The sequence below is a fragment of the Allobosea sp. OK403 genome (assembly GCF_900113835.1).
Taxonomy (GTDB): domain Bacteria; phylum Pseudomonadota; class Alphaproteobacteria; order Rhizobiales; family Beijerinckiaceae; genus Allobosea.
Genome location: NZ_FOQV01000004.1, coordinates 300,101 through 324,052, shown reverse-complemented (window position 1 = coordinate 324,052; position 23,952 = coordinate 300,101). Strand labels below are relative to the sequence as shown.

Below are 23,952 nucleotides of genomic sequence, written 5' to 3'. Positions count from 1 at the left end.
GGATGACGCAGTGGCTCTGAGTATAAGGCTGTAGTCGTCAGGCCATCTTTGCCGCCACCGGCAGGCGGGCGCGCACCACGGCGCCGATCGCCGCCAGCGCGGCGGCGGTGAGCAGCGCGCCGAGCGTGAGATACCAGCCGACGGCCGACAGCCCGTAATTGCTGGCGAGCCAGGTCGCGATATAGGGAGCCAGCGACGCGCCGACGATGCCGCCGAGATTGAAGGTCAGCGAGGCGCCGGTATAGCGCACGGCGGTGGGAAAGAGCTCCGCCAGCGCGGTGCCGAGCGGGCCATAGGTGAAGCCCATCAAGCCGAAGCCGAGCACGAAGAACAGCGTGATCGCGGTGAGGTTGCCGGGAATGAACAGCGGCGTGAACAGGAAGCCGTAAGCGGCGATCGCCAGCGTGGTCCAGAACAGCACCCGGCGATTGCCGAAGCGGTCGGCGAGCAGGGCCGAGAGCGGGATCGCCAGCCCGAAGAAGACGACGCCGACCATCTGCACCGGCAGGAACTGCCCGCGCGCATAGCCCAGCGCCGTAGTGCCCCAGCTCAGCGAGAATACCGTCATCAGGTAGAACAGCACGAAGGTCGCCAGGGCCGCGATGGTGCCGAGCAGGAGATGGGCCTTGTGCTGCGACACCACGGCGACGATCGGCATGCGGACGCGCTCATGCTTGTCGATCGCCTTCTGGAACTCGGGCGTCTCGGTCAGGCGCAGCCGGACATAGAGCCCGACGAAGACCAGAAGCGCACTGGCGAGGAAAGGAATGCGCCAGCCGAAAGCATAGAACTGCGCGTCGCTGAGCAGGTCGGTCAGCAAAAGGAAGCTGCCGGTGGCGCAGATGAAGCCGATCGGCGCGCCGAGCTGCGGGAACATGCCGTACCAGGCCTGCTTGCCGGGAGGGGCGTTCTCGGTGGCGAGCAGCACGGCTCCGCCCCATTCGCCGCCGAGCCCGAGGCCCTGGCCGAGACGGCACAGCGCCAGCAGCAGCGGAGCCAGGACGCCGACGCTGGTGTAGGTCGGCAGCAAGCCGATCAAGACCGTCGAGAGGCCCATCGTCATCAGGGCAGCGACCAGCGTGGCCTTGCGCCCGATCCTGTCGCCGAAATGCCCGAAGATCGCCGCGCCGATCGGCCGCGCGAAGAAGGCGATCGCGAAGGTGGCCAGCGATTGCAGCATCGCCGAGGTCGCGTCCCCCCCGGGGAAGAACAGCTTCGGGAACACCAGCACGGCGGCGGTGGCGTAGATATAGAAGTCGAAGAACTCGATCGTCGTGCCGATAAGGCTGGCGAAGAGAATGCGGGCCGGCGAATTGGCGGCAGGAGCGGCAAGGGGGGACGACACGGGACAGCTTTCGATGATCGAGCTTGCGAAGCTGGCGGCCATAGCGGAAAGCCGATTTGCAATCAATGCGTCAGACGCATGACTGCCGTCATATAATTGCGTCGCTATGCTGTCTCTGCATCACTTCATTGCCGATAGCCGCTCCCGTCTCAGGCGCCTTTGCCCAATTCCACCGGGACCGAGAAGGAGCGCTTCACTTGCCCGAGCGCGAAGCTCGATTCGATCGAGGCGACATTGTCGAGCCGGGTCAGCTTGTCCTTGAGGAAGCGCTCATAGGCGGCGAGGTCGCTGACGATGATGCGCAGCAGGTAGTCGCGCGGGCCGGTCATCAGATAGCAATCGGCGACCTCGGGCCAACGGGCGACGGTGGCGGCGAAGCGGTCGAGCTCCTCCTCGCGCTGGCGCTCGAGCTTGATCGAAGCGAAGACCGAGACCGGCAGGCCGAGCTTGTCCTGGTCGACGACGGCGACATAGCCCTTGATCACGCCGGCCTCCTCCAGCATCCGGACCCGCCGCGCGCAGGGGCTTGGCGAGAGCCCGACCTTGCCGGCGAGATCCTGAATGCTCATGCGCCCGTCGGCCTGGAGCGCCTGGACGATGCGGCGGTCGATGTCGTCTAGTCTGTGCTCTGGCATGGTCTCTCGCTTTCAGGCCCAGGATTAGCGGAAACCGCCAATTGGGGAAGCCGCAGCTCATGTCTTTAGCTGCCAACGCTGCGGAAACCATGCATGATCACGGCCTCTTTTGGAGGCACATGCATGTCCGATCCGCGCCTGCCCGTTCTTGCCGAGCTGGAAAAGAAGATCCTCTGGCTCGCCTCCTGGACGATCCATAACGCCAATCACCTCCGCGCCAGCGAGGACGGCATGAAGGTCGGCGGGCATCAGGCCTCCTCGGCCTCGCTCGCGACGATCATGACAGCGCTTTATCTCGGCGTGCTCAGGCCGCAGGACCGGGTCGCGGTGAAGCCGCATGCCTCACCGATCTTCCACGCCATCAATTATCTGATGGGGCTGCAGACGCGCGAGAAGCTGGAGAATTTCCGTGGCTACAAGGGCGCGCAGAGCTATCCCTCGCGCACCAAGGATATCGACGATGTCGATTTCTCGACCGGCTCGGTCGGTCTGGGCGTCGCGCAGACGCTGTTTTCCTCGCTGGTGCAGGACTACGTCAAGGCGCATGGCTGGGGCGAGAAGCGCCAGGACGGCCGCATGGTCGCGCTGATCGGCGATGCCGAGCTCGATGAAGGCAACATCTTCGAGGCCCTGATGGAGGGCTGGAAGCACGGCCTGCGCAACACCTGGTGGGTGATCGACTATAACCGCCAGTCGCTCGACGCGGTCATCCGCGAAGGGCTCTATGACCGCTTCGAGCAGATGTTCAAGAATTTCGGCTGGGACGTCGTCACGCTGAAATACGGCTCGCTGCAGCAGGCGGCCTTCAAGGAGAAGGGCGGCGAGCGGCTGAAGGCCTGGATCGATTCCTGCCCGAACCAGCTCTATTCCGCCCTGACCTTCCAGGGCGGGGCGGCCTGGCGCAAGCGACTGATGGACGATCTCGGTGATCAGGGGCCGGTCACCAAGCTGATCGAGAGCCGCTCCGACGCCGAATTGTCCAGGCTGATGTGCAATCTCGGCGGCCATGACCTGCCCTCGATCCTCGAAGCCTTCGAGGCGATCGACCATGACCGGCCGGTCTGTTTCCTGGCCTATACCGTCAAGGGTTTCGGGTTGCCGCTCGCCGGGCACAAGGACAACCATGCCGGGCTGATGACCAAGGACCAGATGGAGGGCTTCAAGACCGCAAATGCGGTCCGGCCCGGTCATGAATGGGATCTGTTCGAGGGGCTGAACCTGCCCGAGAACGAGCTTCGCGCCTTCCTCGACAAGGTGCCCTTCTTCTCGGAGGGCCGGCGCCGCAAGAGTGCGCCGAAATTGCCGGTGCCCGAGACGCTGGAGGCCGGCATCCAGGCGGTGATGTCCACCCAGATGGGCTTCGGCAAGATCCTGGACGACCTCGCCAAGCGCGGCGGGCCATTGGCTGACCGCATCGTCACGACCGCGCCCGACGTCACCGTTTCGACCAATCTCGGGCCCTGGGTCAACCGGCGCGGCCTGTTCGCCAGGGCGGAGATGGCCGACACCTTCAAGGATGAGCGCATCCCCTCGATGCAGAAATGGGAGTTCTCGCCCAAGGGCCAGCATATCGAGCTGGGCATCGCCGAGATGAACCTGTTCATCAACCTCTCGGCGCTGGGCCTGTCGCATTCGATCTTCGGCGAGCGCCTGATCCCGATCGGCACGCTCTACGACCCGTTCATCTCGCGCGGCCTCGATGCGTTGAACTATGCCTGCTACCAGGATGCCCGCTTCATGGTGGTGGCGACGCCGTCTGGCGTCACGCTCGCGCCCGAGGGCGGTGCGCATCAGTCGATCGCCACGCCCCTGATCGGGATGAGCCAGGATGGGCTTTGCGCCTTCGAGCCGGCTTTCGTCGACGAGCTTTCGGTGATGATGCGCTGGTCCTTCGACTATCTGCAGAGGGATGGTGAGGGTGACCCCAATGAGCGGACCTGGCTGCGCGACGAGACCGGCGGCTCGGTCTATTTGAGGCTCTCGACGCTGCAGCTCGAGCAGCCGAAGCGAGCGATGACGCCGGAGCTCGAGCACGCAATCATCGACGGCGCCTATTGGCTGCGTAAGCCCGGGCCCAATGCCTCGGTGGTGGTCGCCTATACCGGCGCTGTCGCAGCGGAGGCGATCGAGGCCGTCGGGCTGCTCGGTGAGGACCGGCGCGATGTCGGCCTGCTCGCGATCACCTCGGCCGATCGGCTCAATGCCGGCTGGCAGGCGGCGGAGCGGGCGCGCCAGCGCGGCAACCAGCAGGCGACGAGCCATATCGAGCGTTTGCTCGGGGAGCTGTCCCGCGATTGCGGCATCGTCTCGGTGCTGGACGGGCATCCGGCGACGCTAGCCTGGCTCGGCAGCGTGCATGGCCACAAGCAGAAGGCGCTGGGCGTCGAGCATTTCGGCCAGACCGGCACGGTCGCCGACCTCTACCGCCATTTCGGCATCGATGCGAATGCGATCGTGCATGCGGCGCAAGCGGCGGCTCCGGGCCGGCCGGTGCGCTATCTGAAGGCGCTGCCGTAAGCATCAGACGTCATTCTCGGGCGGCGCATGGCGCCGACCCGAGAATCTCATGACAACAAGATGCTGGTTTTCGAGATGGTCGGGTCAAGCCCGATCATGACGATCGCGCTCAGAAACGCGGGGTCGAGAAGCTGTTGGCGAACGGGTTGACGCCGGAGCCGATGCGGCCCGGCAAGGTGCCCTCGCCGTAGAATTCACCGGTGCTGGCATAGACCGGCGTGGCGGCGAAATGCTGGCTGGCGTAATTGTTCATCGAGCCGACCGGCACGACGTTGCCGAGGTCGAAATAACTGCGCTTCTGCACGGTGATGCGCAGCGGGCCGCGGCGATTCTGCGCCTCGGCGATCGTCGTCGCGACGGTCAGCGCCACGAGCGAGAGGCCGAAGCCGGCGGCGAAACGCTGGAAGGAACGCATGACGAAAGGTCTCCTGAGGCGACGGGCAGCGGGGCATCGGTCACGATGCGGGATGACGTGACGATACTCCCTCGTAGTTAACGGTTTTGTTCGCCTTCGCCAGAGGTAACGCACGCGAAAGTGAGATTTTGCGTCTCCAGCTATTTCAAGCGCCAGTTTGGGAAACAGAGCCCCCGGCTCGACGAGCAGCGCGGCGGCGTCTCGAAGGCCGCTTCAGAGCGCGCTGGAACATCCCTGGCGACGCGGACTTCGCCCGCTCCTCAGGATGAGGGCTTCACGCGTTTTAGAAGGCGATCGTCAGCGCCTTGCTGCCGTCTTCAGCGCGGGGGCGGAGCCGTCGGCGTCGAGCCAGGAGGCTTTGCGGCCGGTGGCCGAGAGGCGCGGCGGCGCGCAGGCCGCCTGGCGGGCGAGCTCGGTGCGGGAGAAGGCCGAGCGCAGGGCCTTGTCCTCGCCGGCGGCGAGCAGGTCGATCCGGTCGATCAGGCAAACGAGCTGCTGGCGGTCGGCCGGTCGGCCGGGCGCGCCGCACCACCAGCCGCTGAAGCCGAGCGGCAAGTCGCCCGCGCTCTTCATGTCACCGGGACTCTTGCGGAAGGCGATGCAGGGGCGGCTGGCGTCGCCGTCGCTCAGCGTCGTATCGGCGGTCTCGACCGTGCCGAAGCGGGTCTCGATCGAGCTCGGAACGCCGCTGCGCTGGATCGACATGCCGCGCTCGGAGGCCTCGCGCACCAAAGCGATGACGAAGGGCTGGGGCCGCGGCTCGTTGTTATGGGTGACGAGCAGGCGCAATCGCAGATGCGGCTTGTCGGCATCAAAAGCGCCGAAGCTCAGCGTGTCCTGGCGGCGGGCGCCGTCCTGGCTGCGCATCGCCTCATAAGCCGGCTGCTGGCGGTCGAGCTCGGGCGATTCCAGGCCGAACATCGCGATCGGCCGGGCGATCTTGAGCCAGTTGTCGCCAGTGAGCGCCTGCTGGCGCGGCTCGAGGAGCACGTCGCGGACCGGGCGGCTCTCGCTGGCGGCGGGAATCGTCAGGCTGGCGAGGCGCGGCTCGCTGTCACTGGCGGCCGACAAGGCGGTGATGAGGCTTGCCGTCAGGCCGATGCCGGTCAGGGCGGCAAGCCCGCGCCAGACCAGTCCGCCCGTTAGACCCAGGCCGCGACGGCCGAAAATGGCAAGGGCGCCGCGCAGCAGCATGGCAAAGCCGGTTTCGATCGCGTCGGCGCAGCGGATCAGCGCGGCGACCCCGTCGAAGCGCGCAAGATCGAAGCGCACAAGGCGAGGCCTGCTGCGATCGACCGCGGCGGAGGCGACCCGACCGGTGGCCTTGGCGGCGGCAGCGATCGCTGGCCAATGCGAGCGGAGCCTGCCGAGCAAGAGCGATGCGAGATGACGCGACACGACCGAAACTCACCCTGGTGGTTAGTGGCCGCGTCGTGTGCGCGGCTCGTCTTCACCCGCGCGGAGACTGGCCGGGTGGAAGTCAGCGCCGAGTTACCGCCAGCGGGCAATCGGCGAACAGCGTAAATCCGAGGTCAAGGAGCAGGGTTAACAGCGGGGGACGTTGACTTTTGGCCGCCTTGGGTGTTTTGACTGAGCGCAAGGCGCGTGGGGAAACCCGCCTTGCGCCGACGCGAAGCCTTCAGCCCTTTGGGATTGGCCCTGTGAACGTCCGTCAGACGACGAAACGCACGACCAAAACGACGACCGGTAAAACGGTTACGTCGCGCTGACCTTCGCCTCGGTTCCGGGTTCTCCCCCCCGGCGGGGATAATCGCTGAACCTGCCTCACATCATCGAGCGGGCCGGCATCCCGGGGGAGACCAAACCGGTTTCATCCAAAAGGACCATCACAATGAGCTTCAAGGTCGCGATTGTCGGCGCCACGGGTAATGTGGGCCATGAGATGCTCGATATCCTGGCCGAGCGGGCTTTCCCGGTTAGCGAGGTCGTAGCGCTCGCCTCTTCCCGGTCTATCGGCACCGAGGTCTCCTTCGGCGACAAGGTCCTGAAGGTGAAGGCGCTGGAGCATTACGACTTTTCCGACACCGATATCTGCCTGATGTCGGCCGGCGGCGAGGTCTCCAAGGAATGGTCGCCCAAGATTGGCGCGCAGGGCTGCGTCGTCATCGACAACTCCTCGGCCTGGCGCATGCATCCCGACGTGCCGCTGATCGTGCCGGAGGTGAACGCGGCGGCTGCGGCAGGCTTCACCAAGATGAACATCATCGCCAATCCGAACTGCTCGACCGCCCAGCTCGTCGTCGCCCTGAAGCCGCTGCACGACAAGTATGGGATCAAGCGCGTCGTCGTCTCGACCTATCAGTCAGTCTCCGGCGCCGGCAAGGAGGCGATGGACGAGCTCTTCAACCAGACGCGCTCGATCTTCGCCGCGGGCGAGATGACCACGAAGAAGTTCCCCAAGCGCATCGCCTTCAACCTCATCCCGCAGATCGACGTCTTCATGGAAGACGGCTTCACCAAGGAAGAGTGGAAGATGATGGCGGAGACCAAGAAGATCCTCGATCCGAAGATCAAGCTGACCGCGACCTGCGTGCGCGTGCCGGTCTTCATCAGCCATTCCGAGAGCGTCAACATCGAGTGCGAGAAGCCGATCACGGCCGATGAGGCGCGTGAGGTGCTGCGCACCGCTCCCGGCATCCTCGTCATCGATAAGCACGAGCCCGGCGGCTACATCACCCCGCATGAGGCGGCCGGTGAGGACGCGACCTATATCTCGCGCATCCGCGAGGACAACACGGTCGAGAACGGCCTCGCCTTCTGGTGCGTCTCCGACAATCTGCGCAAGGGCGCGGCGCTGAACGCGGTGCAGATCGCCGAGGTGCTGATCAACCGCAAGCTGATCCAGCCACGCAAGCAGGCGGCGTGAAGCGAGGCGCGATCATCTGCTGATCGAGGCGGGCCGCAAGCCCGCCTTTTTCATGAGGTGCCGTTTGAGACTTGAGCCTCATCCTGAGGAGCCGCGAAGCAGCGTCTCGAAGGATGCTCCAGATGGTTCAGGAGCCTCTAAGAACATCCTTCGAGACGCCATTCCTATAGGAATGGCTCCTCAGGATGAGGGCTGTCGGAAATCTCGAACGGTTCCTGGGATCGCCGGGCGCGGCCATGCATGGTCGCCGTTCGATCTTTGCGCAACGCGCGGCCGATCAAATCGATTAGCGTCGCTTTTCAATCCTGCGCGTCGATGATTTGCCAAACGCTCCCCACCCAGAACCGACACCTTTGCCGCCTGTGACGGCGGCGTTGCCGCCGCGCCGCGACAATGCCTTTCGCGGCATCGGGCTGATCCTGCTGTCGACCTTCTTCCTGACGGCGTCGGACGTGGTCTCGAAGCTGCTCACCACAACGGTGCCGCCCCTGCAGATCACCTGGCTGCGCTACGGTGTCTTCACCGTGATCATGCTCGCCATCGTGGCGCGCAGCGGCGGCCTGGAGCGCTTGCGGACGCGCAAGCCGATGCTGCAATTCCTGCGCGGCCTTGGAGTCACAGGCTCCTCGATCCTGTTTGTGATCGGGCTCAAATATCTGCCGATCGCCGACGCCACGGCGACGAGCTTCATCGCGCCCTTGTTCGTCACGGCCTTGTCGATCCCGATCCTGGGCGAAACCATCGGCTGGCGGCGCTGGACCGCGACGCTGGTCGGGCTGCTCGGCGTGCTGATCGTGGTGCGGCCGGGCGGGACCGGCTTCCAGCTTGCCTCGCTGCTGCCGGTCGTCTCGGCCTCGACCTGGGCCTTCGCGCTGATCGTGACCCGCATGATGAGCAGGACCGAGAGCCCGCTGACGACCTTGGCCTATTCGGCGATGATCGGCTTTGCGATCGTCAGCGTGGTGATGCCCTTCGCCTGGCAGCCCTTGACGGCGGAGATGGTCTGGCTCGGCGTCTTCATCGGCGCTTCCTCGACGGTCGGCCACTGGCTGGTGGTGCAGGCCTTCCGCCATGCCGACGCTTCGCTGCTGGCGCCGTTCTCCTATATGCAATTGCTCTGGGCCGCGATCTTCGGCTTTTTCCTGTTCGCCGTTCTGCCCGACATCTGGACGCTGGTCGGGGCGGTGATCATCGCGGGGTCGGGCCTCTACACCGCGCATCGCGAGCGCATCAAGGCGCGGCTGCTGAGCGCCTGAGACAGGAGCGTTTCCGGCATCCTGCTCGCCCTGGGGTGCGCGTTTTCGCAGCGAGACGCGGGGTTAGGCAGATGACGTACGGTCCTGTAATATGTGGGGCCGGCGTGAAAAGCGGGCACCCACTCTCAAGGACAGTCTCGATGCCATCTGCTTTCATCCGCACCATTCTGACGGCCGCTTGCCTCATTGCATCTCCGCTATTCGCGGAAGCCAAGACCTATTCGATCCCCGACCCCAATCCGGTCGCGGTGATCACGCTGCCCGATGATTGGGAGTCGAGCGAGATCGACAAGGGCGTCCAGTCGACCTCGGATGATGAGACCGTCTATGTCTCCGTCGAGGTCACCGAGCTCAAGGATGCAGCGCAGGCGATCGCCGACGCGGTCAAATGGCTGAAGAGCAAGGATGTCGTCATCGACCAGGCGAGCCAGGAGCAGAGCCTTTCTCGATCAACGGCCTCGAAGGTGTCCAGGTCAAATGGAACGGCAAGGACGAGGACGGCCCGACCCATGTCAGCCTGACCCTGCTGCAAGTGACCGATAGCAAGGGCCTCGTCCTGACCTATTGGGCTTCGCCCGAAGGCGAGACCGAGAATCTCAAGGACCTCTCCAGCATCATCAATAGCCTCAAGGGCCTGAAGTAACGGGGAGCTGCAGGGCGCCGAGAGCCGGATGATTTCAGACGGGGTCACTTCGTGATCCCGTCTGAAATCTGAATCCGTCTCTCATCAAGGAGTTAGAGCAGGATCAATGCGAAAAACCGGTTCCCACTTTTTCGCATCCTGCTCTAGGCGTCCCCCAGGCTCAGGCCTCGATGCGTTCATCACGCATCGAGGCTTCCGGCCCGCCCCGGCGCTGAAGCTGGTCGCGCGACGAAACGTAATTGGCGATGGCGTGCTCCAGGCGCCGCACGCCCTCGGTGATGACCTCCGGTGAGCTCCGGGTGAAGTTGACCCGCATCGCGAAGCGATCCTGGCCGGTGAAATCGAAGACGCTGCTCGGAACGAAGGCGACCTTCTCCTCGACCGCGAAGCGATAGAGCTCGTCAGTGTCGATCGTCTGGTTCCTGGCCCGCATCCAGACGAACATGCCGCCGACCGGCACCTCCCATTCGAACCAGTCGCTCAGGCGCATGGCCGCCTCATTGCACAAGGCGTCGCGCCGCTCGCGGTAGAGCGGGACGATCGTCTTGGCGTGCTCGCTGTCGAAATCCTGTTCGAGCAGTTCGAGCGTGATCGCCTGGGTCAGCATGCTGCTGCTGAGATCGGTCGCCTGTTTTGCGAGCGTCAACGCCTGGATCATGCTGGGTTCGGCGATGATCCAGCCCACGCGCAGGCCCGGGACCAGGCTCTTGGAGACGGTGCCGAGATAGATCACCGGGCCGTCATAGGTGCGCGAATGCCGCGCGACATAATGGCCAAGGATGCTCTGGCCGGGCGGCCCGTCCAATTGGATCGTCCTGTAGGGATCGTCCTCGACGAGCCATGTGCCGGCAGTCAGCACCTTGTCGAGCAGGGCAGCGCGGCGCTCCTGCGAAACCAGCACCCCGGTCGGGTTGGAATAGTTCGGCACGGCATAGACGAATTTGGCCCGGGAGAGAGCGGCCTCGAAGCCCGGTTCCCGCAGATCCCAGTCGAGCTTGTGATACAGCGGTGCGCGCGGGCGCCAGGCGTCGAGCGCGCCGAGATAGGTCGGCGATTGCGCGACGATCAGATCGCCGGGATCGAGCAGCACCTTGCCGATCAGGTCGAGGCCCTGCATCGAGCCGCTGGTCAGCAGCACGTTCTCAGGCGTGAAGCGCCCGCCTGTCTCGGCCGAGATGCGCGCCGCGATCAGCCGGCGCAGGGCGGGAAAGCCCTCGATCGCACCATATTCCAGAACCGCCGGCCCGTGCCGCTCGAGCGCGCGCTGCGTCGCGGATTGGATCGCTGCGAGTGGGTAGAGCTCCGCCGCGGGCAGGCCGCCGGCGAGGCTCACCACATCGGGGCGGCCGCCAAAGGCGAGAAATTGCTGGGAGATATTGTTGCTCGTCTTGAGCCATTGCGCGCAGCCCGGACGATTTCCGGCCGCCGGGCTTCTCGAGATCGTCATATCCAGCTGCTCCAGCTCTTTGGTTTAACGCGTTTTCTCCGCGCAAACGCTTCGCGTTTGTCGCGAGGGAACCGGTGTCCACTTCGCTCGAAAACGCTCCAGCTCGACAGACAATAGCGGTCGTGTTCGGAGAGAGTCCGTGCAATGTTTCGCGTAATCGCCTCGCGATGGAGCATTAGTCGCTCGAATTCTGGTCTAGTGGAGTGAAAAACCCTCATGATCGAGTTGGACCAGATCGATCGCAAGATCCTGGCCGCGCTCCAGGCCGATGGACGGATCTCGAATCTGGAGCTTGCCGAGCAGGTCGGGCTGTCGCCGACGCCTTGCAGCCGGCGCATCAAGCGGCTCGAAGAAACCGGCGTAATCGAGGGCTATGCGGCGCGGATCAGCCCGGCGGCGCTCGGCTTCGGCATCTGCGTGATGGTGAGCGTGCGGCTCGCCAAGCAAAGCCCGGATGCGGCGAGCCAGTTCCTGGCCGCGATCCAGGGACGGCCGGAGATCACGGAATGCCTGCTGGTGACCGGCAATGTCGATTATCTGTTGCGGGTCTGGGTCAAGGATATCGAAGCGCTCAGGAGCTTCATCACCGAGGCGCTGCAATCGATCCCCTGCGTCGCCGAAACCTCGACGATGGTCATCCTGGAAGCGACGACCTCGAACCGGCTTCTGTCGGTGCCTGGCAAGGCCAGGCTCAGGACATAGCTTCGCGCGCCATTGCCGAGGTCACGGACCTGTCCGCCCCGCAATCGCCGAGAGGTCTGTCGCCGGATCGAGGGGCAGGCCAGCGGCTTTTCGCTCGGAGTAGCGGTCGATCAACTGGCCCGCATGCGGCCGCAGCAGCACCGTGAAGCGGACCAGCTCCTCCATCACGTCGACGATGCGGTCGTAATAGCTCGATGGTTTCATGCGTCCGGTCTCGTCGAATTCCTGGAAGGCTTTTGCGACGCTTGACTGGTTGGGGATCGTCACCATCCGCATCCAGCGGCCGAGCAGGCGCAGCGTGTTGACGCTGTTGAAGGATTGCGAACCGGCCGAGACCTGCATGACCGCGAGCGTGCGCCCTTGCGTCGGCCGAATCCCGCCCATGTTCAGCGGCAGATGGTCGATCTGTGCCTTCATAACGCCGGTGATCTGGCCGTGCCGCTCGGGGCTGCACCAGACCTGACCCTCCGACCAGATCGCGTGTTCGCGCAGCTCATGGACGGCGGGATGATCGTCGCCCTTGTTCTGGTCGGGCAAGGGCAGGTCGGAGGGATCGAAGATACGCGTCTGCGCGCCGAAGAACTGGAGCAGCCGTGCAGCCTCCTCCACGCACAGCCGCGAATAGGAGCGTTCACGCAACGAGCCATAGAGCAACAGGATGCGCGGTGCTGGGTCGTCTTGGCCCAATCCGAGCGCAGGCCGCTCCCGCGCATAGCGCCGCTCAAGCGCCGGAAGATGCGCCGGGCCGGACAGGATGCGCAGGCGTTTCATGCCCTCGCGCCCGCCAGCTCCGCTCCGGAAAACCAGCGGCGGCCGAGCCAGAGCGCGACATGGACGAGCAGGACGAGGACCGGCACCTCGACCAGGGGGCCGATCACGGCAGCAAAAGCGACCGGTGAGGCGAGGCCGAAGCTCGAGATCGCGACGGCGATCGCCAGCTCGAAATTATTGCCCGAGGCGGTGAAGGCGACGGCCGCGGTGCGGGGATAGTCGGCCTCGATCCACTTGCCCATGGCGAAGCTGATCAGGAACTGCAGCACGAAATACAGCGCCAGCGGGATTGCGATCCGCACCGCATCGAAAGGCAGGCGCACCAGATCTCCGCCCTTCAGGCTGAACATCGCGACGATGGTGAACAGCAGAGCGGCCAGCGTGATCGGCCCGATGCGCGGCAGGAAGGTGTCCTCGTACCATTCCTGGCCGCGGCGCGCGGTCAGGATGCGCCGCGTCAGGTAACCGGCCAGGAAGGGGATGCCGAGATAGATCGCAACCGCTTGCGCGATCGTCCAGAAGCTGACCGCGACGATGCTGCCCTCCAGCCCGAACAGCGGCGGCAGGACGCTGAGGAAGAACCAGGCGTAGACGCTGAAGAACAGGATCTGGAAGAGCGAGTTGAAGGCGACGAGCCCGGCGACATATTGGTTGTCGCCCTTGGCGAGCTGGTTCCAGACCAGCACCATGGCGATGCAGCGCGCGAGTCCGATCAGGATCAACCCGGTCATGTAATGCGGCTGATCGCGCAGGAAGATCACCGCCAGCGCGAACATCAGGACGGGGCCGATCAGCCAGTTCTGGACCAGCGACAGCGCCAAGACGCGCTTGTCGGCGAATATGGCGGGTAATTCCTCATAGCGGACGCGCGCCAGCGGCGGGTACATCATCAGGATCAGGCCGATCGCGATCGGGACGTTGGTCGTGCCGATCGAGAGGCTCTCGAGCGCGGCGGGCAGGCCGGTGAAGACCGTGCCGAGGGCGATGCCGAGCGCCATTGCCGCAAAAATCCAAAGCGTCAGGTAGCGATCGAGGACAGAGAGCCTTTCGGGCGCAGGTGCGGTCGTCATGCCGAAATCCTCGTTCCGGTCTCGTCGATGACGTGCTCGCCATCCTCCTTGGCGAAAGCGCCCTGCTGAGGCGCGGGCAGCAGGTCCAGAACGGCTTCCGAGGGCCGGCAGAGCCTGACGCCGAGCGGTGAAACGACCAGCGGCCGGTTGATCAGAATGGGATGCGTCATCATCGCGTCGATAAGCGCATCGTCGGGCAAAGACATGTCGCCAAGGCCGAGCTCGGCATAGGGCGTGCCCTTCTCGCGCAGCAGATCGCGCGGCGCCATGCCGGCGCGAGCGATCAACTGGACTAGCAATGCCCTTACTGGGGGCGTCTTCAGATATTCGACGACATGCGGCTCGATCTCGGCATTGCGGATCATTGCCAGCGTGTTGCGCGAGGTGCCGCAGGCCGGGTTGTGGTAGATGACGATGTCGGTGCTCATGCGGGTCCCACTCAGCAGCACGGGGTCAGTTCGGCGATCAACGGCGCGCAGAGCTCGGGTTTTCCGGCGCAGCAATCCTTGACGAGGAAGAGGGTCAGCGCGCGCAAGCCATCGAGATCGGCGCGGTAGACGATCGAGCGGCTGCGCCTTTCCGACCTGACGAGCCCTGCGCGCGACAGCACCGCCAGATGCGCCGACATGGTGTTCTGCGGCACCTCGAGAAGGCGGGCGACCTCGCCGGCGGCCAGGCCTGCGGGCTCATGGCGAACCAGCAGGCGGAAGCTGTCGAGGCGGGTCGTCTGCGCCAAGGCGCCGAGCGCGGTGATGGCTGTCTCGGATTCCATATATCCAGATTAATGGATATATATGATTATGCAAGCCCAGCGTTTTGCGAATGACGGCCGTCACGATTCGCCGATGCAGGCTTGCTGCCGCCGCCCTTGCCTGACGCCCTGCCGGTCATGCTAGCCTCGGCGGCTTGCAGGAGGGCGGAATGGACAGCGCATCACAATCGGCGAAAGAGGCTTTCGAGGCTGCCCTTGGCACGCTGCGAACGGCGCTCGCCCATGTCGCCAATGGCGATATCGGACCGATCAAGGCGTTCTATTCGCATCGCGACGACGCGACCAGCTTCTATGGCTGGGGCGGATATGAGAAGGGTTGGGACGAGGTCTCGCGGCGCTGGGACTGGGCGGCGGAACGCTTCAAGGGCGGCACGGTCAGCCACAGGAACATCACCACCGTGGTGGGGGCCGATCTCGCCTACACGACCGATATCGAGACCTTTAGCGTCAAAATGTCGGGCATGGAGCAGCCGACGCAATGGTCGAACCGGGTCACCCATGTGTTCCGATTCGAGGATGGCGGCTGGCGCCTGCTGCACCGGCATGCGAACCGGCTCGAGGACCAGTACGAGCCGTCGAAGCGGTTGGAGGCGCGTTAGGCCGCTTTCCGCACCGCTTGAATCGTCATTGCGAGGAGCGTCAGCGACGAAGCAATCCAGGAGGTTTCGCTCGACGTCCCCTGGATTGCTTCGTTGCACTCGCAATGACGGCGTGGCTCCGAGCCAGGACACCAGGCGGTGGCGGGCGGATGTCAGCGCTCGTCGAGCGCCCCGTCGGTCAGGTGAAATAGGGCGCGAGGTTCGCCCGGATGCGGTCCAGCACCGTCGCGCCGGAAAGATCGGGCGTGAAGCTCTTGCCCGTGATCATTTCATAGGCCTGGATATAGACGCGCGAGGTCTGTTCGACGAGCGCGGCGGGGATCGCCGGGATCGGGTCCTTGTAAGGATCGCAGCGCGCTGCGACCCAGGCGCGGACGAAGTCCTTGTCGAAGCTGACCGGTCGCGTTCCCTCTGCCAGGCTCTTCTCATAGCTGTCGGCGACCCAGTAGCGGCTGCTGTCGGGGGTGTGGATCTCGTCGGCGAGGATGATGGCGCCGGTCTTGTCGGTGCCGAATTCGTATTTCGTATCGACGAGGATCAGGCCGCGCTCGGCGGCGCGGGCCTGGCCGCGCGCGAACAGCGCCAGCGCATAGCGCGAGACGGTGTCCCATTGTTCCTGGCTCAACAATCCCTGCGACAGAATCTCGGCACCCGACAAGGGCTCGTCATGGCCGCCGTCGAAGGCCTTGCTGGTCGGGGTGATGATGGCCTCGGGCAGCTTTTCGTTGTCGCGCAGGCCGTCGGGCAGGCGCATGCCGTACATTTCGCGCTCGCCGTTCCTGTACTTTGTCAGGATCGAGGTGCTGGTCGTGCCGGCGAGATAGCCGCGCACGACGATCTCGACCGGGAGGATATCGAGCCTGGTGCCGATCACGACATTGGGGTCGGGATAGGCAAGCACATGGTTGGGGCAGATATCGGCGGTTTCCTCGAACCAGTAGCGCGCCGTCTGGGTCAGCACCTGCCCCTTGAACGGGATGGCGGTCAGGATCAGGTCGAAGGCGCTCAGGCGGTCGGTCGCGATGATGATACGACGGCCATCGGGCAGATCGTAATTCTCGCGGACCTTGCCGTTGTAACGGTTCGGCAGTTCCGGAATGAACGCATCTGACAGAACGCGGGAATCGCTCATCGGGGGTCTTTCGCTGGAGCGCTTTATCTTAGTGCGTTTTCTTCGCGCGAACCGGTGACCACTTCGCTCGAAAACGCTCTAGGCTTGCAACCGCTTAAAATCGCGCAAGCCTGCCGGGTCAAGCGGGATCGTCGGATATCAGGGGCCCGGTGGGCGATGGCTTGTCATGATGTTGGGATCCGGCCGATCGTCCACCCTCGCCGTCATCCCGGACAAGCGGCGTAAGCCGCGCCGATCCGGGATCCATTCCTGAAGCGTTCCGGCATGGATCCCGGGTCTCCGCTCCGCTGCGCCCGGGATGACGGCGCATTTCATGTTTGCGTATCCGGTTTCGGGATGATCGCGCTCATGGCGGCCACGGGGCACCGCCTATGCGCGGGAGCCCGTCTTGGCCGGCTTCCGCGCATAGCGGGCGAGGAACATCGTGACGGCCGAGGCGACGACGCGCTTGATCTCGGCCTCGGGGGCGGGGCTGCGCTTGGCGTTGAACAGGCGCGGGCGCACCAGGGTCGACTGGCAGAGATCGAGGAACTGCACGGCCGCGAGCTCGGTGTCGTCGATGTCGAGCACGCCCTTCTCGACCTGGCGGGCAAGGTAACCCGCCAGGCATTGGGTGCCGTATCCAGGGCCGCGCTCGTAGAACTCCTTGCCGAGATCGGGCATGCGCTCGGCAACGCCGAGCACGATGCGGTGGGCGCTGACGGCGAAATCGCCGACCAGCATGCGCGCCAGCCCCTCGCCGAAGCCCGCCAGCCCATGGGCGAGATCGAGATCGCTATTCAAGATCTCGTAAAGGCCGCGCTTCTGCGCCTCGCGCTCGCGCTCGATCAGGGCGACGAAGAGATGCTCCTTATCCTGGAAATAGACATAGAGCGTGCTCTTGGAGACATTCGCGGCGGCGGCGATGTCGCTCACGCTCGCTGCATCGAAGCCGTGCGCCGTGAAGACCTCAAGCGCGCCGTCCAAGATCTGGCGGCGCTTGTCGGGGTCTGCTCCCGCGATGCGCCGATTTCGCGATGTCGGCTTAACCGCCTGCTCAAGTGTTTCGCTCATACTGTCCATCCGGCGCCTCTCGGCCGCCCCTGAAAAAAGAATCGAACCAACTGGTTCGATTTCTCTTGATATGCGCCATCGATGGCGTTATTTCAACCGAAATCGAACCTGTCGGTTCGAATTGAATTTCGCCAGGATGCTTCCATGTCCGCCGAGACCATCACCGACCAGCGTCGCGACCGGCTCAAGCTGGTCGACCCCGCGATGGATACCACGCAGCCCGCCCATGCCCGCCAGCCCGGCGAGGCTGTGCCCCAGGACGCGGCGGAGACGGCCGTGGCGCCGAAAGCGAAGCGCGGCGGGGTGCGCCGGGCCGGCCTGATGCTGCTGGCGACGGCGGTGGTGGGTGTCGGAGCCTGGTACGGCGTCGACTGGTGGAAGAATGGCCGGTTCATCGTCTCGACCGACGATGCCTATGTCGGCGCCGAAATGGCGACGATCTCGGCCAAGCTCGCGGCCAATATCGCGACGGTCTCCGTGGTGCAGAACCAGGAGGTCAAGGCCGGCCAGCCGCTGGTGGCGCTCGACGATGGCGACTGGCGCCTTGCGCTCGACAGCGCCAAGGCCAAGAGCGCGACGGCCACAGCGACACTGTTGCGCATCGACAGCCAGATCGAGGCCGGCCGCGCCGCGCTGGTGCAGGCGCGGGCCCAGCAGACTTCGGCCGAGGCGGCCGTCACCCGCACGGCTGCCGATTTCGATCGTGCCAGCAGCCTTGCCGCCAAATCCTACGGTTCGCAGGCCACGCTCGACGCCGCCAGGGCGGCGCGCGACCAGGCTGTCGCCTCTCTGGCGAGCGCCAAGGCCGGCGTCGTGCAGGCTGACGCCAATGTCGAGGTGCTGAAGGCGCAGAGCGTCGAGGCGGCTCGTCAGGCCGACGAACTCAAGGTGGCCGAGCAGAAAGCTGCGCGCGACCTCACCTTCACCAAGATCGCCGCGCCGATCGACGGCCTCGTCGCCAACACCAATGTCCAGCTCGGCGATCTCGTCAGCGCCGGCAAGCGCCTGATGTCGATCGTCCCGCTCGACCAGGTCTATGTCGATGCGAATTTCAAGGAGACGCAGGTCGGCCCGCTGAAGATCGGCGACAAGGCCTCGATCACGGTCGACGCACTCCCCGGCCAGGTCTTTGAGGGCAAGGTCAGCGGTATCGCCGGCGGCACGGGCTCGGTCTTCACGCTGCTGCCGCCCGACAATGCGACAGGCAACTTCACCAAGATCGTCCAGCGTGTGCCGGTGCGCATAGCGCTTGCGCCGGAATCGGCCGGCAGGCATGTCCTGCGCCCGGGCATGTCCGTCGTGGTGAGCATCGATCCGCGGCCTGCCTCGCAGCGCTGAGGCATCGGTTCGAAATATCTCGAGCCCTCATCCTGAGGAGCCATTTCATCAGAAATGGTGTCTCGCAGGATGGTCCAGCGCCCCCTGGAACATCATTCGGGACGCGCCTTCGGCGCTCCTCAGGATGAGGGCTCGAGTTCCCGGAGCCGGATGATTTCAGATGGGCTCACACAGTGATCCCATCTGAAATCATCCGGCTCTCATCTAAAAGTGAGAGCAGGATCAATGCGAAAAACCGGTTCCCACTTTTTCGCATCCTGCTCTCGTCTATTGTTTTAACGCGTTTTCTTCACGCGAACCGGTATCCACTTCGCTCGAAAACGCTCTAGCATTCGCCGAGCGAATTGAAAGGCGGGCCGCCATGGCCACCGCGACGCTGACCAGTCCAGCCGGCGCGCCTCCGAAGGAGGACGCCATTCCGAGGCGGCGGATCTTTGCCTTCATCGCCATGGTCTTCGGCATGTTCATGGCGATCCTGGACATCCAGATCGTCTCGGCCTCGCTCGCCGAGATCCAGGCCGGCCTGTCCGCCTCCTCGGACGAGATCGCCTGGGTCCAGACCGCCTATTTGATCGCCGAAGTGATCATGATCCCGCTCTCGGGCTATCTGAGCCGCGCCTTCTCGACGCGGGTGTTCTTCTCGATCGCGGCCGCCGGCTTCACGATTTCGAGCGTGCTTTGCGCGACGTCGTCCTCGATCAACGAGATGATCCTGTGGCGCGCCGTCCAGGGCTTCATCGGCGGCGGCATGATCCCCGGCGTGTTCGCCGCAGCCTTCACCATCTTCCCACCGTCCAAGCGGCCGATCGTCTCGCCGATCATCGGGCTCGTGGCGACGCTCGCCCCGACGATCGGGCCGACCGTCGGCGGCTATCTCAGCCATGCCTTCTCCTGGCACTGGCTCTTCCTGGTCAATGTCGTGCCGGGCATCTGCGTCTCGATCGCGGCCTGGACATTGATTGATTTCGACAAGCCGCAGGCCGGGCTGCTGAAGCGCTTCGACTGGCTCGGTCTGATCGGCATGGCCTCCTTCCTCGGCAGCCTCGAATATGTGCTGGAGGAAGGCACGCGGCTCGACTGGTTCGAGAGCCATGAGATCGTGTTCTTCTCCTTCGTCATGGTCGCCGGCGCGGTCCTGTTCTTCTGGCGGGCGCTGACGCGGGACGACCCGCTGGTCGATCTCTACGCCTTCGCAAACCGCAACTTCGCCTTCGGCTCGCTGTTCTCCTTCTGCATGGGCATCGGGCTGTACGGGCTGACCTATCTCTACCCGGTCTATCTCGGGCGCATCCGCGGCTATGACGCGCTGATGATCGGTGAGACGATGTTCGTCACCGGCCTGTGCATGTTCCTGACCGCGCCGATTGCCGGGCGACTCTCGACCAAGCTCGACCCGCGCGTGATGATGATGATCGGCTTCGGCGGTTTTGCGCTGGGAACCTATATCGCCTCTGCCATCACGGCGGATTGGGATTTCTACGAGTTGCTTGTGCCGCAGATCCTGCGCGGCTGCTCGCTGATGCTGTGCATGGTGCCGATCAACAATCTCGCGCTCGGCACCTTGTCGCCGCATCAGCTCAAGAATGCCTCGGGCCTCTACAACCTGACCCGTAATCTCGGCGGCGCTGTCGGCCTGGCCCTGATCAACACGGTGTTGAATACGCGCACTGACCTGCACATCACGCGGCTGCATGAGATGGTCGCCGCGGGTCGCCAGATCGCCGAGGAGAACATCGCGGCGCTGACGCAGCGTTTTTCCGATTTCGGCGACGCCGCCCAGTCGATGGCATTGGCCCTGATCAACCAGCGCGCCCATAAGCAGGCGCTGATCATGGCCTTCGGCGACGTCTTCCTCGGGCTGACCCTGATCTTCGGCGTGCTCGTGCTGATGGCGCTGTTCATGAGCAAGCCGCCCAAGGCCGCACCGGCCGGCGGCGGCGGGGGGCATTGAGGGGGCGCCGTCATCCCGGGCTCGGCCCTTCGGGCCGCCCCGGAATGACGGCGGAGATCGCGCGGATCGTCCTTGCCTGATGCGTCATGTCGCACTTGCTCAGATTGACATTTCTCTGCCGCTCGGACAAATATAACAACAATATCAGTAGTTTAGATGTTTTCTAAACTGCGAGGCCGGTCAGCCGGCATTGTCGGAAGGCGTTATTCATGAGTGTTTTGCCTGCGAAGGACCTGGGTCAGCCCCGCATTGCCGCGGACCATATCCCGTGGCCGCAGAAAAGCCCGACCTCCTGCCCGATCAGCGCGGTGAAGGCGCGCCTGCGCACCGCAGGTCTGCGGCCGACGCGCCAGCGCATGGCCTTGGGCTGGCTGCTTTTCGCCAAGGGCGACCGCCATGTCAGTGCCGAGATGCTCTATGAGGAGGCGATCCGCGCCCGCGAGCCGCTCTCGCTTGCCACCGTCTACAACACGCTGCGCCAGTTCTCGGAAGCCGGGCTGCTGCGCCAGGTCTCGGTCTCGGGTCCGAAGACCTTCTTCGACACCAATGTCTCCGAGCACCACCATTTCTACAATGAGGACGACGAGACGGTCGTCGACATCCCGGGTTCGACGATTCAGGTCGCCGGTCTGCCGCAGGCGCCCGAAGGCATGGAGATCTCCTCGGTCGAGGTCATCGTGCGGCTGCGCCGCGCCGATGGCGAGGACATCGAGACGCGCATGACTGGGGGCCGCCACGCGTGATCGTCTGCTCCTGCAACGTCCTGTCGTGCCGGCAGATCAAGGGCACGATCGCTCCTGATGGCAGTGGCCCGGCGACGGCGAACCAGGCCTATGACTGCCTTGGCTGCAGCGCGAGCTGTGGTGGTTGCGCCCGGCAGGTCCGCGCGATCCTGGCCGAGGCGCGCGCCGCCTGCATGAGCCAGTGCGGCTCCTGCGCCAGCCGCGACATCGAATGCGCCGTGCATGTCTCCATCGGCCAGATGATGGGTGGGCTGGAGATCGCCAGCGACCGCGTCGCGGCCTGAATCGCCCGCGCGGAAAAGCGCTTTCGCGTGACTTGCGGCCTTTCCTTCTACAAAAGCTCCAGTTACATTAGATCGTTCTAATGTAACGCTGAGGAACTCCGCCATGAAGGGTGACAAGAAGGTCATCGAATATCTCAATAAGGGGCTTCGCTCGGAGCTCACTGCTATCAACCAGTATTGGCTGCATTACCGGATTCTCGATAATTGGGGTCTGAAGGAGATGGCCAAGACTTGGAAGAAGGAGTCGATCGAGGAGATGGTCCATGCCGACCGCTTTGTCGACCGCATCCTCTTCCTCGAAGGCTTCCCGAACATGCAGACGCTGGATGCGCTGCGGATCGGTGAGACCGTCCCCGAAGTGATCGAGTGCGATCTCAAGGCCGAGATCGAGGCGCGCGCGCTCTATCAGGAAGCGGCGAAGTATTGCCGTGAGGTCGGCGATTACCCCTCCGAGGAGCTGTTCAAGGCGCTGATGAAGGATGAGGAAGGTCATATCGACTTCCTGGAGACGCAGCTCGAACTGATCGGGCGCATCGGACTGGAACTCTACACCCAGAAGCATGTCGGCGGGCTCGACGAGGCCCACTGAGCCTTCGTTCTTTCCAGGCACGCGATCCCGCGCCGGATCCGCCATGCGGGTCCGGCGTTCCTGCGTTTGGGGTTAGCGCTCTTGGTCCGGCCTTCCAGGGGAGGGAGCGGTCCCGGGGACTGGCTTTCATCATGTCCGGGCCGGCATGCCGGACAAGCCGCGTTGATGGGCGAGGGGCGCGCGACCGTCTGATCCTGAGCTTGCCTACGGGCTCGCCAGCGCCCGGGCGCCGTGGCAGAAGGCGGCCAATGCGGCGCAAGCGGAGGTCTGGTCATGGCGGCGACGGTGATCGCGGTAAGCGCGGCTTTGGGGCATGCCTTCAGCAAGCCGAACCTGCCTTCGATCCGCCTGCTTGCCGGCCTCGGCGTCGAAGGCGACGCTCATTGCGGCGAGACGGTGAAGCATCGCTCGCGCGTCGCGGTCGACCCGACGCAGCCTAATCTGCGCCAGGTCCATCTGCTCCAGGCCGAATTGCTCGACGAATTGAACGCGGCGGGTTTCGACGTCGCACCCGGGCAGATGGGCGAGAACCTGCTGACGCGCGGGCTCGATCTGCTCGGCCTGCCGGTCGGGACGCGACTGCGGCTGGGAGCTGACGCGCTCGTCGAGATCACCGGCTTGCGCAATCCCTGCGCTCAGATCGAGGCGTTCCGGCCAAAGCTTCTCGCCGCCGTGCTCGGCCGCGACGAAAACGGCAAGCTCATTCGCAAGGCCGGCATCATGGGGATCGTGCTGGCAGGTGGCGAGATCCGCCCTGGCGATGCGGTGGGCGTCACATTGCCAGCGCAGCCGCACCGGGCGCTGGAGCGGGTCTGAGCGTCTCAACAACTCCAAGGACCGCCACACATGCTCTGAAACACGCCGTCATCCCGGGCGGTCGGAGGTCGTCCCGGGATCCATCATAGGGCGCCGTCCATGCCCTATGACGGATCCCGGATCTGCACGGCTTCGCCGCTTGCCCGGGATGACGGCGCGGTTCCGAGCCAGATCAAGCCTGTGACCAAAAAAAAGCCCGCCGGCGCGACCCGGCGAGCTTGGATATCTATCGAGTCATCGCCTCAGATGAAGCTGACATTGGCCGCTTCGGGGCCTTTCTTGCCGGCGCGGATCGAGAAGCGCACGCGCTGCCCGTCCATGGGCGGCTGCAAGCCACTGCGGCCGAGCGATGAGACGTGCAGGAACACGTCCGGCCCGCCCTTGTCGGGGGCGATGAAGCCAAACCCGCGATCCGAGTTGAAGAACTTCACGGCGCCGTCGAACGGGCCTTCCATCGGGCCGCTGTCGCGGCTGGCGAAGCCGCCGCGATCACCGCCTCGGTCGTTGTAGCCACCGCCACCACCATAGCCGCCACGATCGCCACCGCGATCATTGTAGCCACCGCCACCATATCCACCGCCGCCGCCGAAATCGTCACGCGGCGGGCGCGGTGAGAAGGGGCGGGGCGCGCGGTCGGAGCGAGGCGTCGCCGGCTGCGCGGTCGAGGCGTCGATTTCGTGAACGGCAACGACCTGCAGGCCGCGCCGGCCTTCGCCGAGATCGGCGATGATCGTCGCGCCGGGCTGAAGGTCCTGCTGGTCGAGCGGGCCGAGGGCCGAAACATGCAGGAAGACGTCGCCGGAGCCGTCGGCCGGCGAGGCAAAGCCGAACCCCTTTTCAGGGTCGAACCATTTGACCTTGGCTTCGATATTCTCGTGGGTGACGAAAGGCTGGGCAGCGGGAGGCTTGCGACGATCGAACATGGAGCTTCAAGAATGCGGTGATCGGAAGGCAGCAATCTAGCGCAAGCCAGCCCGGCCGTCATCG

At 64.7% G+C, this 23,952-nt stretch carries 24 protein-coding genes; 12 read left to right on the top strand and 12 right to left on the bottom strand.

The annotated features are described in order from the left end of the window. Positions 1–37: 37 nt before the first annotated feature. Together BMZ97_RS17640 and BMZ97_RS17635 are read right to left on the bottom strand one after the other, a co-directional pair. Positions 38–1,345, bottom strand: coding sequence for an MFS transporter (locus BMZ97_RS17640; protein WP_244546467.1), 1,308 nt, complete (start codon positions 1,343–1,345; stop codon positions 38–40). Between the two features lie 149 nt (positions 1,346–1,494). Continuing rightward, positions 1,495–1,980: an Lrp/AsnC family transcriptional regulator gene (locus BMZ97_RS17635; RefSeq protein WP_092172252.1), complete on the bottom strand. Its 486-nt coding sequence runs from the start codon at positions 1,978–1,980 to the stop codon at positions 1,495–1,497. A 123-nt stretch (positions 1,981–2,103) separates the two neighbouring features. On the opposite strand from BMZ97_RS17635, the gene BMZ97_RS17630 reads away from it, so the two are divergent. Then, complete coding sequence (locus BMZ97_RS17630; RefSeq protein WP_092172249.1) at positions 2,104–4,497, top strand: transketolase-like TK C-terminal-containing protein; 2,394 nt, start codon at positions 2,104–2,106, stop codon at positions 4,495–4,497. A gap of 109 nt (positions 4,498–4,606) precedes the next feature. Here the strand turns inward: BMZ97_RS17630 and BMZ97_RS17625 are convergent, their stop codons facing one another. Together BMZ97_RS17625 and BMZ97_RS17620 are read right to left on the bottom strand one after the other, a co-directional pair. Further along, complete coding sequence (locus BMZ97_RS17625; protein ID WP_092172246.1) at positions 4,607–4,912, bottom strand: hypothetical protein; 306 nt, start codon at positions 4,910–4,912, stop codon at positions 4,607–4,609. A gap of 297 nt (positions 4,913–5,209) precedes the next feature. After that, on the bottom strand, positions 5,210–6,310 hold the full coding sequence (locus BMZ97_RS17620; RefSeq protein ID WP_092172243.1) for a hypothetical protein: 1,101 nt from the start codon (positions 6,308–6,310) through the stop codon (positions 5,210–5,212). A 454-nt stretch (positions 6,311–6,764) separates the two neighbouring features. On the opposite strand from BMZ97_RS17620, the gene BMZ97_RS17615 reads away from it, so the two are divergent. From BMZ97_RS17615 to BMZ97_RS17605, 3 genes are all read left to right on the top strand, one after another. Continuing rightward, positions 6,765–7,799: an aspartate-semialdehyde dehydrogenase gene (locus tag BMZ97_RS17615; protein ID WP_092172240.1), complete on the top strand. Its 1,035-nt coding sequence runs from the start codon at positions 6,765–6,767 to the stop codon at positions 7,797–7,799. A 362-nt stretch (positions 7,800–8,161) separates the two neighbouring features. Then, positions 8,162–9,055: a DMT family transporter gene (locus BMZ97_RS17610; RefSeq protein ID WP_092172238.1), complete on the top strand. Its 894-nt coding sequence runs from the start codon at positions 8,162–8,164 to the stop codon at positions 9,053–9,055. Between the two features lie 140 nt (positions 9,056–9,195). Beyond that, a complete protein-coding gene (locus BMZ97_RS17605; protein ID WP_092172235.1) occupies positions 9,196–9,576 on the top strand; it encodes a hypothetical protein in 381 nt (126 codons plus the stop codon). Positions 9,577–9,858: 282 nt separating this feature from the next. Here BMZ97_RS17605 and BMZ97_RS17600 read toward each other — a convergent pair whose 3' ends face one another. Continuing rightward, positions 9,859–11,145 carry an aminotransferase-like domain-containing protein gene (locus tag BMZ97_RS17600; protein ID WP_092172232.1) on the bottom strand — a complete coding sequence of 429 codons (1,287 nt, stop codon included), beginning with the start codon at positions 11,143–11,145 and terminating at the stop codon, positions 9,859–9,861. 216 nt (positions 11,146–11,361) lie between these two features. On the opposite strand from BMZ97_RS17600, the gene BMZ97_RS17595 reads away from it, so the two are divergent. Then, positions 11,362–11,847 carry an Lrp/AsnC family transcriptional regulator gene (locus tag BMZ97_RS17595; RefSeq protein WP_092172229.1) on the top strand — a complete coding sequence of 162 codons (486 nt, stop codon included), beginning with the start codon at positions 11,362–11,364 and terminating at the stop codon, positions 11,845–11,847. Positions 11,848–11,868: 21 nt separating this feature from the next. Here BMZ97_RS17595 and arsH read toward each other — a convergent pair whose 3' ends face one another. From arsH to BMZ97_RS17575, 4 genes are read right to left on the bottom strand one after another with little or no spacing between them, the layout of a single operon-like run. Further along, entirely contained in the window at positions 11,869–12,618 is a 750-nt protein-coding gene (arsH, locus tag BMZ97_RS17590) for an arsenical resistance protein ArsH (RefSeq protein WP_092172226.1), read from the bottom strand. After that, a complete protein-coding gene (gene arsB, locus BMZ97_RS17585; protein WP_092172223.1) occupies positions 12,615–13,688 on the bottom strand; it encodes an ACR3 family arsenite efflux transporter in 1,074 nt (357 codons plus the stop codon). The genes arsH and arsB overlap by 4 nt, the downstream gene beginning before the upstream one ends. Continuing rightward, positions 13,685–14,116 carry an arsenate reductase (glutaredoxin) gene (gene arsC, locus BMZ97_RS17580; protein ID WP_092172220.1) on the bottom strand — a complete coding sequence of 144 codons (432 nt, stop codon included), beginning with the start codon at positions 14,114–14,116 and terminating at the stop codon, positions 13,685–13,687. The genes arsB and arsC overlap by 4 nt, the downstream gene beginning before the upstream one ends. A gap of 11 nt (positions 14,117–14,127) precedes the next feature. Continuing rightward, positions 14,128–14,460: an ArsR/SmtB family transcription factor gene (locus BMZ97_RS17575; protein WP_092172217.1), complete on the bottom strand. Its 333-nt coding sequence runs from the start codon at positions 14,458–14,460 to the stop codon at positions 14,128–14,130. Between the two features lie 149 nt (positions 14,461–14,609). Here BMZ97_RS17575 and BMZ97_RS17570 point away from each other — a divergent pair, with 149 nt between their 5' ends. Then, positions 14,610–15,059 (top strand): YybH family protein, encoded by a 450-nt coding sequence (locus tag BMZ97_RS17570; protein WP_092172214.1) that lies wholly within the window; start codon positions 14,610–14,612, stop codon positions 15,057–15,059. 178 nt (positions 15,060–15,237) lie between these two features. On the opposite strand, the gene BMZ97_RS17565 is transcribed toward BMZ97_RS17570, so the two are convergent. Both BMZ97_RS17565 and BMZ97_RS17560 read right to left on the bottom strand, forming a co-directional pair. Then, entirely contained in the window at positions 15,238–16,191 is a 954-nt protein-coding gene (locus tag BMZ97_RS17565; RefSeq protein ID WP_092172211.1) for a phosphoribosylaminoimidazolesuccinocarboxamide synthase, read from the bottom strand. A 369-nt stretch (positions 16,192–16,560) separates the two neighbouring features. Next, the gene (locus BMZ97_RS17560; protein ID WP_092172501.1) at positions 16,561–17,244 is read right to left on the bottom strand and encodes a TetR/AcrR family transcriptional regulator; all 684 of its coding nucleotides are present in this window, start codon (positions 17,242–17,244) and stop codon (positions 16,561–16,563) included. Positions 17,245–17,388: 144 nt separating this feature from the next. On the opposite strand from BMZ97_RS17560, the gene BMZ97_RS17555 reads away from it, so the two are divergent. From BMZ97_RS17555 to BMZ97_RS17530, 6 genes are all read left to right on the top strand, one after another. After that, positions 17,389–18,582 carry an HlyD family secretion protein gene (locus BMZ97_RS17555; RefSeq protein ID WP_244546466.1) on the top strand — a complete coding sequence of 398 codons (1,194 nt, stop codon included), beginning with the start codon at positions 17,389–17,391 and terminating at the stop codon, positions 18,580–18,582. Positions 18,583–18,943: 361 nt separating this feature from the next. After that, the gene (locus tag BMZ97_RS17550) at positions 18,944–20,533 is read left to right on the top strand and encodes a DHA2 family efflux MFS transporter permease subunit (protein ID WP_092172208.1); all 1,590 of its coding nucleotides are present in this window, start codon (positions 18,944–18,946) and stop codon (positions 20,531–20,533) included. A 209-nt stretch (positions 20,534–20,742) separates the two neighbouring features. Next, a complete protein-coding gene (gene irrA / locus BMZ97_RS17545; RefSeq protein WP_092172205.1) occupies positions 20,743–21,276 on the top strand; it encodes an iron response transcriptional regulator IrrA in 534 nt (177 codons plus the stop codon). Further along, positions 21,273–21,560: a (2Fe-2S)-binding protein gene (locus tag BMZ97_RS17540; RefSeq protein ID WP_139221249.1), complete on the top strand. Its 288-nt coding sequence runs from the start codon at positions 21,273–21,275 to the stop codon at positions 21,558–21,560. The genes irrA and BMZ97_RS17540 overlap by 4 nt, the downstream gene beginning before the upstream one ends. 103 nt (positions 21,561–21,663) lie before the next feature. Then, positions 21,664–22,149: a bacterioferritin gene (gene bfr / locus BMZ97_RS17535; RefSeq protein ID WP_092172202.1), complete on the top strand. Its 486-nt coding sequence runs from the start codon at positions 21,664–21,666 to the stop codon at positions 22,147–22,149. A 273-nt stretch (positions 22,150–22,422) separates the two neighbouring features. Then, positions 22,423–22,965, top strand: a complete 543-nt coding sequence (locus tag BMZ97_RS17530) for an MOSC domain-containing protein (protein WP_092172199.1) — start codon at positions 22,423–22,425, stop codon at positions 22,963–22,965. A 242-nt stretch (positions 22,966–23,207) separates the two neighbouring features. Here BMZ97_RS17530 and BMZ97_RS31745 read toward each other — a convergent pair whose 3' ends face one another. Further along, positions 23,208–23,888 (bottom strand): cold-shock protein, encoded by a 681-nt coding sequence (locus BMZ97_RS31745; protein ID WP_092172196.1) that lies wholly within the window; start codon positions 23,886–23,888, stop codon positions 23,208–23,210. Positions 23,889–23,952: the final 64 nt, after the last annotated feature.

Excerpts from the sequence above, each read along its gene's own strand:
- BMZ97_RS17635 (WP_092172252.1), bottom strand. The coding sequence starts at position 1,980 with ATGCCAGAGCACAGACTAGACGACATCGACCGCCGCATCGTCCAGGCG.
- BMZ97_RS17630 (WP_092172249.1), top strand. The coding sequence starts at position 2,104 with ATGTCCGATCCGCGCCTGCCCGTTCTTGCCGAGCTGGAAAAGAAGATC.
- BMZ97_RS17625 (WP_092172246.1), bottom strand. The coding sequence starts at position 4,912 with ATGCGTTCCTTCCAGCGTTTCGCCGCCGGCTTCGGCCTCTCGCTCGTG.
- BMZ97_RS17615 (WP_092172240.1), top strand. The coding sequence starts at position 6,765 with ATGAGCTTCAAGGTCGCGATTGTCGGCGCCACGGGTAATGTGGGCCAT.
- BMZ97_RS17605 (WP_092172235.1), top strand. The coding sequence starts at position 9,196 with ATGCCATCTGCTTTCATCCGCACCATTCTGACGGCCGCTTGCCTCATT.
- BMZ97_RS17600 (WP_092172232.1), bottom strand. The coding sequence starts at position 11,145 with ATGACGATCTCGAGAAGCCCGGCGGCCGGAAATCGTCCGGGCTGCGCG.
- BMZ97_RS17595 (WP_092172229.1), top strand. The coding sequence starts at position 11,362 with ATGATCGAGTTGGACCAGATCGATCGCAAGATCCTGGCCGCGCTCCAG.
- arsH (WP_092172226.1), bottom strand. The coding sequence starts at position 12,618 with ATGAAACGCCTGCGCATCCTGTCCGGCCCGGCGCATCTTCCGGCGCTT.
- arsB (WP_092172223.1), bottom strand. The coding sequence starts at position 13,688 with ATGACGACCGCACCTGCGCCCGAAAGGCTCTCTGTCCTCGATCGCTAC.
- arsC (WP_092172220.1), bottom strand. The coding sequence starts at position 14,116 with ATGAGCACCGACATCGTCATCTACCACAACCCGGCCTGCGGCACCTCG.
- BMZ97_RS17575 (WP_092172217.1), bottom strand. The coding sequence starts at position 14,460 with ATGGAATCCGAGACAGCCATCACCGCGCTCGGCGCCTTGGCGCAGACG.
- BMZ97_RS17570 (WP_092172214.1), top strand. The coding sequence starts at position 14,610 with ATGGACAGCGCATCACAATCGGCGAAAGAGGCTTTCGAGGCTGCCCTT.
- BMZ97_RS17565 (WP_092172211.1), bottom strand. The coding sequence starts at position 16,191 with ATGAGCGATTCCCGCGTTCTGTCAGATGCGTTCATTCCGGAACTGCCG.
- BMZ97_RS17560 (WP_092172501.1), bottom strand. The coding sequence starts at position 17,244 with ATGAGCGAAACACTTGAGCAGGCGGTTAAGCCGACATCGCGAAATCGG.
- BMZ97_RS17555 (WP_244546466.1), top strand. The coding sequence starts at position 17,389 with ATGTCCGCCGAGACCATCACCGACCAGCGTCGCGACCGGCTCAAGCTG.
- BMZ97_RS17550 (WP_092172208.1), top strand. The coding sequence starts at position 18,944 with ATGGCCACCGCGACGCTGACCAGTCCAGCCGGCGCGCCTCCGAAGGAG.
- irrA (WP_092172205.1), top strand. The coding sequence starts at position 20,743 with ATGAGTGTTTTGCCTGCGAAGGACCTGGGTCAGCCCCGCATTGCCGCG.
- bfr (WP_092172202.1), top strand. The coding sequence starts at position 21,664 with ATGAAGGGTGACAAGAAGGTCATCGAATATCTCAATAAGGGGCTTCGC.
- BMZ97_RS17530 (WP_092172199.1), top strand. The coding sequence starts at position 22,423 with ATGGCGGCGACGGTGATCGCGGTAAGCGCGGCTTTGGGGCATGCCTTC.
- BMZ97_RS31745 (WP_092172196.1), bottom strand. The coding sequence starts at position 23,888 with ATGTTCGATCGTCGCAAGCCTCCCGCTGCCCAGCCTTTCGTCACCCAC.